Below are 9844 nucleotides of genomic sequence, written 5' to 3'. Positions count from 1 at the left end.
TGAGTTCTTGGTACAGAGTTTCGGTCGCGACGCGGATGCGGTCGGTGACATCGGTGAGTTTGAGTTCTCCCAGCAGGTTGAGCAGGGCAGACTGGTCTAGAGCCATCGTGTGGTGTCCTTTGTGAGTTGCTTTAGTCGGTACTCACTGACCATCCCACGATGGCTCCTCACGTCGATAAAGCAACGCTCAAAGCGGGGAAACCACACCACTCAACGGGACATGACCCCCCGACATCTGGCACTACATCTCCGATTGGAAACGAAGCTCAGATTTCGGTTTCGTTGCCTACGAGGCAGAGGACAAGCCGGTCGGTGCGGCTTGGGCGAGGTTCATGACCGCCAAGGATCCCGGATATGGATTCGTTGATGAGGGCATCCCCGAACTAGGCATGAGCGTCGTGAGCACTCATCGAGGCCAGGGCATAGGCCGCGTCCTACTAGAGCGGACCATACGGGCCTCAGTCGATCGTGGCCTCCAGGGGCTGAGCTTGAGCGTTGAAGACGACAACGAACGAGCCCGTGCTCTTTACGTGAGCAACGGCTTCATCGTCGCGGGACGGGTCGGCAATTCGGACACGATGGTTCTAAGGTTTTGACCCGCTGAGGGTTCCCCTGCGACACGGCATCGCCGTGCTCGGTCGACTGGTGATTTGGCATAGACCTGTCGCGTAGGCCGTCCGTCTTGCGGACGCAAGCAATTCGACCTTGGTGCGCGAAAGTCGGGACAATAACGTCATGCGCCTCTATCTCTCGTCATATCAGCTGGGCGACCATCCCGAGGCTTTCACGGGCTTGGTCCGTGGGCGTGGACGCGGGTGGGTCATCATGAACGCTTTCGACGGGGCTGAGCCCGAGAGCCGGCGTCTAGAGACTGAACGTCAGGTTACGAATCTTGCGGACGTTGGGCTCGAAGCACGTGAGCTCGACCTTCGAGTGCACGACGCCGAGAGCCTTTCTGTGACGTTTGGGCAGCCGGACTTTCTCTGGGTTCGGGGCGGCAACGTCTTCACGCTCCGAATGGCTCTGGCGCGATCGGGGGCCGACGCGATCATCGCGGATCGTCTCAGAGCTGACGAACTGGTCTACGCCGGCTTCAGTGCGGGGGTGTGCGTCCTAGCCCCGAGCCTGGTGGGCCTCGAAGAGTGCGACTCAACGGAGGACGCTCTGTCCATGTACGGGGCGGTCGAATTTGTCGGCCTCAGCATCCTGGATCGGCCCTTCGTGCCTCACCTTGGATCCCCGCAGCACCCGGAGAGCGAGGCCCTAACCCGCGTGGCTGTTGCCTACGCTCAGGAGGGCAAGCCCTATTGGGCTCTTCGCGACGGCCAGGCGCTGGTGGTCGACGGCAGCAGCGTTGTGCTGATCTGAGCGATTCGCGTGCCAGATAACTCCGATACCCCCATGCCCCGATCAGGGTCCGGCTTACGGACAGGCCGGCCAGAAGTTGGATCCGGTCCTATCCGTAGGATTGCCCTCATGCCCCTAAACGTTGAACTCGCAGTGCCGACGGCCGATGACCTTGAGCTCGTTGAGCTCGCGAGGGAGACCATCGACGCGAACACGGATGCCGGGCCTGATGAAGATGGTGCTCACACGATGGGCGCGGCAGTTCGAGACGCCGACGGCCGTATGTTCGCCGGGGTGAATCTGTTCCATTTCACCGGCGGTCCGTGCGCCGAGCTGGTTGCACTGGGCGCGGCGCGTGCACAGGGCGGGCGAGAAATCAGGACGATCGTCGCTGTGGGCAATCACGGGCGGGGTGTCGTCGGACCATGCGGGCGTGACAGGCAGGTCTTGTTCGATTACTACCCAGGCATCAGGGTGCTGCTCCCGACCGCCGAGGGCGTTCGTGTCGCCACCATTGAGACCCTGATGCCGTTTGCCGCAGCATGGACCATGGAGGGCGGCACTCAGCAGTTCGACGAGGAGCGTTTTCGCTGACGTCGAACGGAATCGAATGAGGTTCAACTCCCGGGCGTGCGTCCTGGTGCCCTAGCCTGTGCACTGTCCGTAGGCTCATCTCATGGATGAACACGTGACGCATCACGTCTCGTGCGGGTTACTCGTTCGCGCGGGGCGGGTGTTTCTTGTGCATCGATCACCATCGAAGGCCTGGTATCCCAATGTTTGGGACCTCCCGGGAGGTCATCTCGAACCGGGAGAGACAAATCGCCAAGCTCTTGTGCGTGAGCTTCGAGAAGAATTGCGCGTGGAAATCGCTCCACCCAGCGGAAACGCGTTAGTGACGCGTCAAGAACCTGGCCTCTTCCTGGAGATCTGGAGGGTCGAGGATTGGGACGGTGACATCATCAATGCCGCGCCGGATGAACACGATGCCGTCGGTTGGTTCAGTTTGGACGAGGCACTATCTCTGGACCTGGCTGATGCTGCCTACCCAGCGCTCTTCAAGCAGGTGCTGAGCTAACTCCTGTTCGGTCGGGGTTCCGACAGGGCATACCTCGTGCTACCGGTATCCGCTGGCGCCTGCTACTTTCCCTTCCGCTGTTCCGCGGTATAAACCATAAGCAGAGGCTGCCCCACCGCTCTCAGAACCACCCCCGTCTGATAGTCAACCTGAGGCACCTTGGGGACAAGATTGCACGTTGTTGTGTACCCCGCCTTCGCCTCTCGATTCATCTTGTACAGGAAAACGAACTCCCAATACAGCGTCCAAAAAAAGGACAGGACCATCACAGCAAACATAGGGAACATCCAGGGCTGGATCGTTTCCTCCGTAGCTCCCGCAAGAAAATAGCTTGCCGCGGAAATTCCCGTGGCCGTCAGGCATATTTTTGCTGGGCGCCCAAGGTGGCGCGCCAATTCGAGCGCGGTCGGCCCGGGGAGCATATCTGACTTATTCACCGTACTTACCCGCCTCGTTGTGCCCACTTGCCTGAACCAACGACGGTACCCGAAGTGTCGGCCATAAAGCCAAAGCTTCCCACACCAGCCGCACCCATCGGCCCTGTGGCCCTGAGGGTTCCCTCTGCGGGCAGATGGTGCCCACAGCCTGCCCACACCATGGCTAGGCTCGTCGGATGACTTCCACCGATGCAGATCTTGACAGGCACCTACTCGTCACGGGGGTCTCGGCGTACCGCTTATCGCGCGTGATGAGCGTGGTGGTGGGTGTGCTGGCAGTCACTGTGGGCGTCCTTGCTTTCTTCTTTCTTCAAAGCGAGGGCGATTCCGACCTGAGTGGGCAAAATATCCCCGCCCTTATTGCGCTATTCGGGATCCCGGTCCTGACTATCATCTGTTTCAGCTATGCGCTGGGTCGTCGGGGGCGTGCTGAGGCCACAGCCGGGTACACGACCATGACGAGCGGCCACCAGAATCTTGATCAAGTTGATCCCCAATCCGGTTTGATTATCCGTCGCGCCGGGTCGGCCGTCTACGCGACACCGTCGAAGGGCCTTGACGTCCCCGCCACAGTGTCCGGAGCGGTATCCAATGCCTCGTCGCTCAACAGCTCTGTGCGATTTGAAGACCTGCCCAATGCCCAGCGAAATCGAACACTGACGTTCTGGGGCTTGGGGACCTTCTGGATCGTCATGCTTGCCGTTGCCTTCGGCATTCCTCTTGCGCAATTACGCGGGAACAGCGCCGATCAGATGATGTTCCTCGGAATCATGTTCGCGACGGTTGCGGGCGCCGGAGCTCTCGGCGGCCTGATTTTTTGGATCGTCGTCACATCCCAGCGGGCCAAGGTGCGCCACGCGGTCTCAGCTCGACCCTCGGCTGTCGTCTTCATCACCCAACGCACCCCCGAACTACTTGACGCTCTGAAGGCCATCGGGATCGACCGTCCGCGGCTGAGCCTCCAGTTTGTTGTCACCATCGGACCGGAAGGAGTTGAGCTGTGGGGCCGGGGACGAACCGATGTCCCTAATGTGGCGCTGAAGTGGCGTGACATCGATTACGTCCACCCCGGCCGGCTCAAGGTTTCCAACGGACATCGGAGCTTCGCTGTTCTGACCCTTCACATTTTTCAGATCATTGATGGGCGCCCACTGGATCTGCCGATTCCGATCTTCGGGCGCCGTGGAATTGGGTTCGCACGAGCTGAGGACGCTAACGAGGTACTCAACGCCTGCGCCGACCGCGCGAGGATCGCTTGACTCACGGGCTCCTTCCCGTGTCGTGCGAAGTTTCACCACGTCGCCCGGGAGGACGCCTCGCCCGGCATGGGGTCAATGCTTTGTGTGTCCGGTTCCCGTTGTTCTCGTTACAGTCAGCCGGTTCGCTCGGACGACCAGCGCAGTGCGCGGCACGACATTCGCAATCGAATCGTAGCGGTCAACGAGCGCGGTCATTCATGCCGACCCGATGAGGGTTCCCGATTCGGGAACAGAGCACTTCCCTCACCGCATCCTTAAGTGGTACGCTATCAAGTACTACTCAGGGAGGCAATCATGTCGGCAATCACCGCGACGGAAGCACGCAAAAGCCTGTTCGGGCTCATCCAGCAGGTCAACGACGACCACATCGCAGTCGAGGTCGTATCCCGGCACGGAAACGCTGTCATCCTCTCAAAGGAGGACTATGACGCGATGACCGAGACGGCGTACCTGCTGCGGAGCCCCGCCAATGCCGAGCGGTTGCTCACGGCGATTGAGCGGGCCCGGCGTGGCGAGTTCGAGCAGCACGACCTCTTCGACGCGTGAGTCGAACGATTGCCTTCGACCCGAATGGGTGGGAGGACTACGTCTACTGGCAGACTCAGGACCGTAAGACTCTCAAGCGAATCAACCAGCTGATTACCGACGCACTTCGCGATCCGTTCGCTGGCATCGGCAAACCCGAGGCCCTCAAGCACATCCTCTCCGGCGCGTGGTCCCGGCGCATCGACGACACGAACCGCTTCGTCTATTACGTCACGGACGACCACATCGTCATCCTGCAAGCCCGCGAACATTATTAACCCGAGGTCTAGCTCAGTTCCCGTAGGGGGTTCCCGGGTGAGACACCCTTGACGCACTCGGCGCTGGGTGGTTCGGCCCCAGGTCTGTAGCGTTCGACGTTCGTGATGGGGCGTGCAGACTCCCCGTATCCCCCTGTGCGCTCTTCTGTTGCGCGTCGTCGGCGCATGCCCCGGCCGGGTAGGCCGGACCGTAGACTCACACTGTACGAGCTGGCGATTGACAGAGTCGCCAAGCACAGCCGTGACCGAAGGAGGGGGGTGCTCTTTGCGTCGAACTGGTCGCTTTCCTAGGGCGTGGACATTAGCCGTGGCTGCATCTATGGCGTCCGTCTGCGTATCTCTTACTGGATGCGCATCGACGACGGGCGCGGATGCGGCGAGCCTGGATTCGATCGCCGAGCTCGCGAGAGCTGTTGGTATCGCTCCTGAACTCGTGTACACGACTGAGGTGGACGGCTACGATCTTGCACCGCAGTCGGTCGGGCCGGGTGCTGCAGACGGGATGTCGGCTACCTGGTTCAACAGCAGCACGGGTGCGATGCTGACCATCCGTAGCGATTCCGGTGAACTCACGGAAGCGTCGTGTGCTGCGACACCCCTTTGGGATGCGCCCGGCGGAGCGTTGACGTGTGCCAATGAGGATGGCGTCTGGCATCGGTCGGCTGGAGGCATCCACGAGTACGTCGCGGTGCGAGACGGTGCGCTGATCTGGGTATCCGGAATGAACGACGCGTCGCCAGCGGATCTTCTGACAGCCGCGAAGAAAGTGCACGTGCCATCGGATGCGGAACTCGAACTGCTCTTCTCCGACGTTCCCAAGACGCCGGGCGAACCGGTGGAGCGCGGAGACCTACCTGAGGATGGCGACGGTGCGCCGATCGATCCGACCGGGCCGGGTGGTTAGTTCCACTCCGCCGAATGCGGCCGCTTGCCGGGCCGCTCCTCATATCTCTAGCCCTAATCCTCGTGGCCGGCGAGGCGCCGTCTGAGCTCTAAGTTCTCACCCTGCGCCTTGGCCAGCGCGAGTTGGAGCTGGCTCAGTTCCCTCCGGTAGGCCCCGCGTTCGGATTTCAGCCGGGCCGAAAGAGCGCACGGCAGCGGACGTGCTGGGGCGCTCGTCCGCTCCCGGCGCGGTTACGCGGAGGAGGTGTCTGCTTCGAAGCTGTTCGATACCGGCGTCACCCCTGATGACACCCGACCACACCAGCGCCGCCCTCGGCACTACGTGGGACCTTCACCGGACGGTGAACCGCGACAGTCGGCATCGCTTGTCGACGCTCTGTGAAAAGTACGCCGTGGGCGTTATCGTCCTGCTTCTCGAATACCAAATGACCACATGGGCGCGGAGTGTCAAATGGGAACGGCTTTGGGCCGAGGTGACGTTCGCGTTCGGTTTCACGTCAGATCATCCCGGTGGGGGTTCCCCTCTGACACGGCCGCAGAGTATTCGACCGTTACGTGGATCAGCCCCAAATCTGTCGCGGTAGACGTCCGGCTTGTGAGACGTCAAATGTCAGGACCGCGAGAACTGCCGCAGTGAAGGCCGTCGTCCTTCAGAATTCGTAGATCGCGGCAAGCTCATCCGACAGCAGCACCGTGTGCGGAAGTTCGCGCAGTGCCTCGGCGTCAACCGAGATTCCCCTCAGTTGTGCGGCCTCCGCGTACGCTTCCCACGGAAATGAATCGGGTTTCGCTTCGTCATCCCCCCGCACCTCCATGAGAACTTCTGCGATCACGTCGGCTGCAGAGCGTTTCCAGGAGATGGCCCCGCTGTGCCCATGTTTGAACGAGGACACTCCACGATCCATGTCGAGACGAATCATCGATTCGTCGGATAGGCGCAAGCATTGGGTCATTTTCATGCTCATGGTTGGCCTGGAGTTTCCCGGGGCCGGATCATCGAGTTCGCAGATGATGACCAGACCGGTCACTGACAGGCTGGAAATGTCGAACGGCAGGCGCTGAGCGCGCCCAATACCGACCGATCCTCGTTGCATCGGTGCGTATCGACCCCGCTCATTGCTATCCGTCATGCTGGCAGCTTAGGTCCTTCGGTGTTCCCCTGCGACGCAGTTGGCGAGCCACCCTGTGACCAGTCAAGGCGACGTGAACCTGTTCCGCTCATCGTTCGTCTTACGGGCTGGTCACCCCGCCGGCCGCACGAATTGATGTCCATTCGTCCACGAAGGTAGAGGTGGTAGGCGGCCCGCCATCGAATCCCGGAGTCGAGGTCGTGTCGGGTGGGATCAAGGAGTTGTCGAAGTTCTCAGGTCTGCAGCGGCCTGCTTCGCCTCGGATGCGGTCGTAAACATCAGTGTCAGCGGGCTGCTGGTGAGGGTGTCCTTCACGAGCGGCGCGGAGAGCACTCTTCCGTCGAGGACAATCGCAAGGTTCTTGTCCAGCGCCTTGCTGGAAGCCGCGCTGAGCGTTTCGGTATCTGTGTCATTGAGATCAAGGGTCACGGCGTTTGTCGATCCTTGATCGTCGGAAAGCACTACGGAATCTGGTGTGATCTCACCCAGGACTTGTGCCAATTCGTAGGTGGTGGTTCCTGCCTGATCACACGCGGGGGCCGCCTCGTCTGAGATCAGGACCGGCGCCGTGCATGGACCGTCAACGGAAGAAGTCACGAGCCGAAGTTGAAGCGGTTTCCCGGGCGAATTCGTGTCGCCGGCAGTCGTAGTGCTGCACCCCGTGAGAAGCATCGCGAGGGAGGCACAAGCAAGGATGAGGGTTGACCCGCGACGCACCGGATTATTGAGTCGAGGTTTAACATCCGATCGTGACCATGCTGTTGTCGACATTGTGAATTCCCCCATCGTTGCGGCACTAACTTCCCTCCAAGGTCGCAGTGAATCCGATATGTGTCAAACGGCCTAGTTTCACGAACGAAGAAACTTGCGCCGCCGACGGTCTCCTGGCGTCCCGCGAGAGGTCCGGCTTGCGGGCCATGGAATCAAGACGAGGTCGCACTGTCGGGAACGGCGCACTTCCGGTAGAGGCGGCGGGGTGACCCCGCCTGAGTCAGTTCGATTTCGGGAGAGCAATGAGTTCGTTGATGGCTTGAGCGGTTGTCCGCTCGTTCATGAAGCGAGGAACCACGCAATCGAGGTCGATGAGCGCAAGCTCGATCCATTGTTTTGTTCCGTGGTCCGTCCACTCGATTCGCAGACAATCCCGGGGCCTGTACCTCAAGTAGGCGGGTCTGATACCGACTGATGTGATCCAGGCACGTGGAATCCGTTTGGCTCGACGGGGGGTTCGCCCGTCCCAAGCCCATGTTTCCAGTGAGGTCTCGCCGATCGAGATACCGGCTTGCCACGTGTTGCGGGTGATCGAGGTACTGCGGCGGAAGCCAGCGACGGTGGCCGGAGCCGGAGACGTGCGGGCCAGCTGACCAAGAAGTACCGTCGCGCGCGGATGCGATCGGAGCATGGCGCTCCGAAGTACCCCAAAGACGTGCCGCTGGTAGAGTGCGATGCTCGCTGCCAACGCTACGGTGCAGATCACAGAAATAAGCCACAGTCGCCCGAGGAAAGGACCGACGGCCCCCAGCGTCGCGGCACTCATGATCAATACGAGAATGATCAACAAGAGCCAGCGTTGACCGGCACCAAGACCGGCACGTCCGCTGAGCGGCTTGCCAAGGTCGGAGATTGTCATTCCTCTTCCAAACGTGTGTCCCGTCTGATCAGTCGATACGGGTCGGCGCGGTACTTCCGCCAACCTTATCTGTCGACGAACTCGAATCTGCACTGGGGTGCTTCCGCGCCCACGCAATACCCACCCCCGAATCGGCATCGACGCAGAGACTGGAGAAGAAGGCCGTCGCATCGTTGCACAAGGGGTTCCCCTTCAGGCCTTGTTCCCGTCGCAAAGGATCTGTGTGGATTCAGGTTTTTGCTGTTCGGTGTCGTTCGAGCGTTCGGTAGACGGTCGAGCGGGCGACGTTGAAAAGTTCAGCGATCTCGCCGGCGGAGTGCGCTCCCAAATCGTGGAGTTCTATCAGGTGCCGTTGTTGGGTGTGTGAGAGTTTGGGTTGCTTGCCCAGTAGTCGTCCTTTTGCCTTGGCGACCTGCATGCCTTCTTTGGTTCGGGTTCTGATGAGGTCGGATTCGAATTCGGCAACCATGGCGAGCACGTTGAAGAGAAGCCGTCCGACTGGGTCGTTGGGGTCGTGAACGGATCCGCCGATGCTGAGCTTGACGTCCTTGGCGGTGAGTTCGTCGATGATGTCCTTGGCATCTCGAAGGGAACGCGCCAGCCGGTCGAGCTTGGCCACGACCAACGTGTCACCACCCCGGCAGGCAGCCAAAGCTTCCCGGAGTCCAGGCCGCGCCCGATTCGTGCCGGTCAAGCCGTGGTCGGTGTAGATCAGGTTCGGCCTGACTCCCAGACGTTCGAGGGCATTCTGTTGAGCGGTCAGGTCTTGTTCGTTTGTGGATACGCGTGCGTAGCCAATCAGTAATTCAGTCATAAACGCAGAGTGAACTTCGCGCCCCAAATACTCAAGAACCGCTTCGATAAACCCTCCATTCCGGTGTCCCACGCATTCCGCCGCCCGCTCAAGGCAGGGCCGGCGCCCGCCTGTAATCCTCGCTCGAGGAGATCCACGGCGCGGCAGCAGCGGGTCGAGGTCGCAGCCTGGTGATTGCTCCCGCACTCTTCAAGGGCTCCCACTGGAATCCATTCGGTGTGGTTTAAGGCCGACCCTGACGGCACACCGGATTGTCGGTGTGTTTTGACCGTGCCATTATGCGTATTGAATTTCGTATCATCTAGACGCAACATAACTTCATACATATACTGTGCGTATGGACACTTCTTCGCTGATAGACCCAACCAATGTGACGACGTTGACCCTCGTCACGATCGCCATGATCATGGCAGTTGTGACCGTGAGTGATCGATTGTTGAACC

12 protein-coding genes are annotated in these 9844 nt (G+C 60.5%); 8 read left to right on the top strand and 4 right to left on the bottom strand.

The genetic code is table 11. The features are described from left to right. Positions 1 to 233 precede the first annotated feature (233 nt). The 8 genes from JF66_RS25350 (at position 234) to JF66_RS13530 (ending at position 5828) form a co-directional block, all read left to right on the top strand. A complete protein-coding gene (locus JF66_RS25350) occupies positions 234 to 596 on the top strand; it encodes a GNAT family N-acetyltransferase (protein ID WP_081882386.1) in 363 nt (120 codons plus the stop codon). Between the two features lie 139 nt (positions 597 to 735). Next, the gene (locus JF66_RS13565; RefSeq protein WP_035879007.1) at positions 736 to 1368 is read left to right on the top strand and encodes a Type 1 glutamine amidotransferase-like domain-containing protein; all 633 of its coding nucleotides are present in this window, start codon (positions 736 to 738) and stop codon (positions 1366 to 1368) included. Positions 1369 to 1476: 108 nt separating this feature from the next. Then, on the top strand, positions 1477 to 1941 hold the full coding sequence (locus tag JF66_RS13560; protein WP_051973535.1) for a cytidine deaminase: 465 nt from the start codon (positions 1477 to 1479) through the stop codon (positions 1939 to 1941). An 82-nt stretch (positions 1942 to 2023) separates the two neighbouring features. Next, entirely contained in the window at positions 2024 to 2425 is a 402-nt protein-coding gene (locus tag JF66_RS13555) for an NUDIX domain-containing protein (protein WP_035879006.1), read from the top strand. Between the two features lie 613 nt (positions 2426 to 3038). Next, on the top strand, positions 3039 to 4121 hold the full coding sequence (locus tag JF66_RS13545; RefSeq protein WP_035878998.1) for a hypothetical protein: 1083 nt from the start codon (positions 3039 to 3041) through the stop codon (positions 4119 to 4121). 294 nt (positions 4122 to 4415) lie between these two features. After that, positions 4416 to 4667: a type II toxin-antitoxin system Phd/YefM family antitoxin gene (locus JF66_RS13540; protein ID WP_035878994.1), complete on the top strand. Its 252-nt coding sequence runs from the start codon at positions 4416 to 4418 to the stop codon at positions 4665 to 4667. Beyond that, a complete protein-coding gene (locus JF66_RS13535; RefSeq protein ID WP_035878993.1) occupies positions 4664 to 4924 on the top strand; it encodes a Txe/YoeB family addiction module toxin in 261 nt (86 codons plus the stop codon). The genes JF66_RS13540 and JF66_RS13535 overlap by 4 nt, the downstream gene beginning before the upstream one ends. A 307-nt stretch (positions 4925 to 5231) precedes the next feature. Beyond that, complete coding sequence (locus JF66_RS13530; protein ID WP_035878991.1) at positions 5232 to 5828, top strand: hypothetical protein; 597 nt, start codon at positions 5232 to 5234, stop codon at positions 5826 to 5828. A gap of 649 nt (positions 5829 to 6477) precedes the next feature. Here JF66_RS13530 and JF66_RS13525 read toward each other — a convergent pair. From JF66_RS13525 to JF66_RS13510, 4 genes are all read right to left on the bottom strand, one after another. Further along, on the bottom strand, positions 6478 to 6957 hold the full coding sequence (locus JF66_RS13525; RefSeq protein ID WP_156109795.1) for a hypothetical protein: 480 nt from the start codon (positions 6955 to 6957) through the stop codon (positions 6478 to 6480). Between the two features lie 213 nt (positions 6958 to 7170). Then, a complete protein-coding gene (locus JF66_RS13520; RefSeq protein ID WP_035878989.1) occupies positions 7171 to 7386 on the bottom strand; it encodes a hypothetical protein in 216 nt (71 codons plus the stop codon). 562 nt (positions 7387 to 7948) lie between these two features. After that, entirely contained in the window at positions 7949 to 8587 is a 639-nt protein-coding gene (locus tag JF66_RS13515) for a hypothetical protein (RefSeq protein WP_035878987.1), read from the bottom strand. Between the two features lie 229 nt (positions 8588 to 8816). Continuing rightward, positions 8817 to 9401, bottom strand: coding sequence for a recombinase family protein (locus JF66_RS13510; protein WP_035878984.1), 585 nt, complete (start codon positions 9399 to 9401; stop codon positions 8817 to 8819). Positions 9402 to 9844 lie beyond the last annotated feature (443 nt).

Origin of the sequence: Cryobacterium sp. MLB-32 (genome assembly GCF_000738085.1) — a bacterium.
Lineage (GTDB): Bacteria > Actinomycetota > Actinomycetes > Actinomycetales > Microbacteriaceae > Cryobacterium.
The sequence above is the reverse complement of the archived record's forward strand: the minus strand, read 5'-3'. Positions and strand labels throughout refer to the sequence as shown.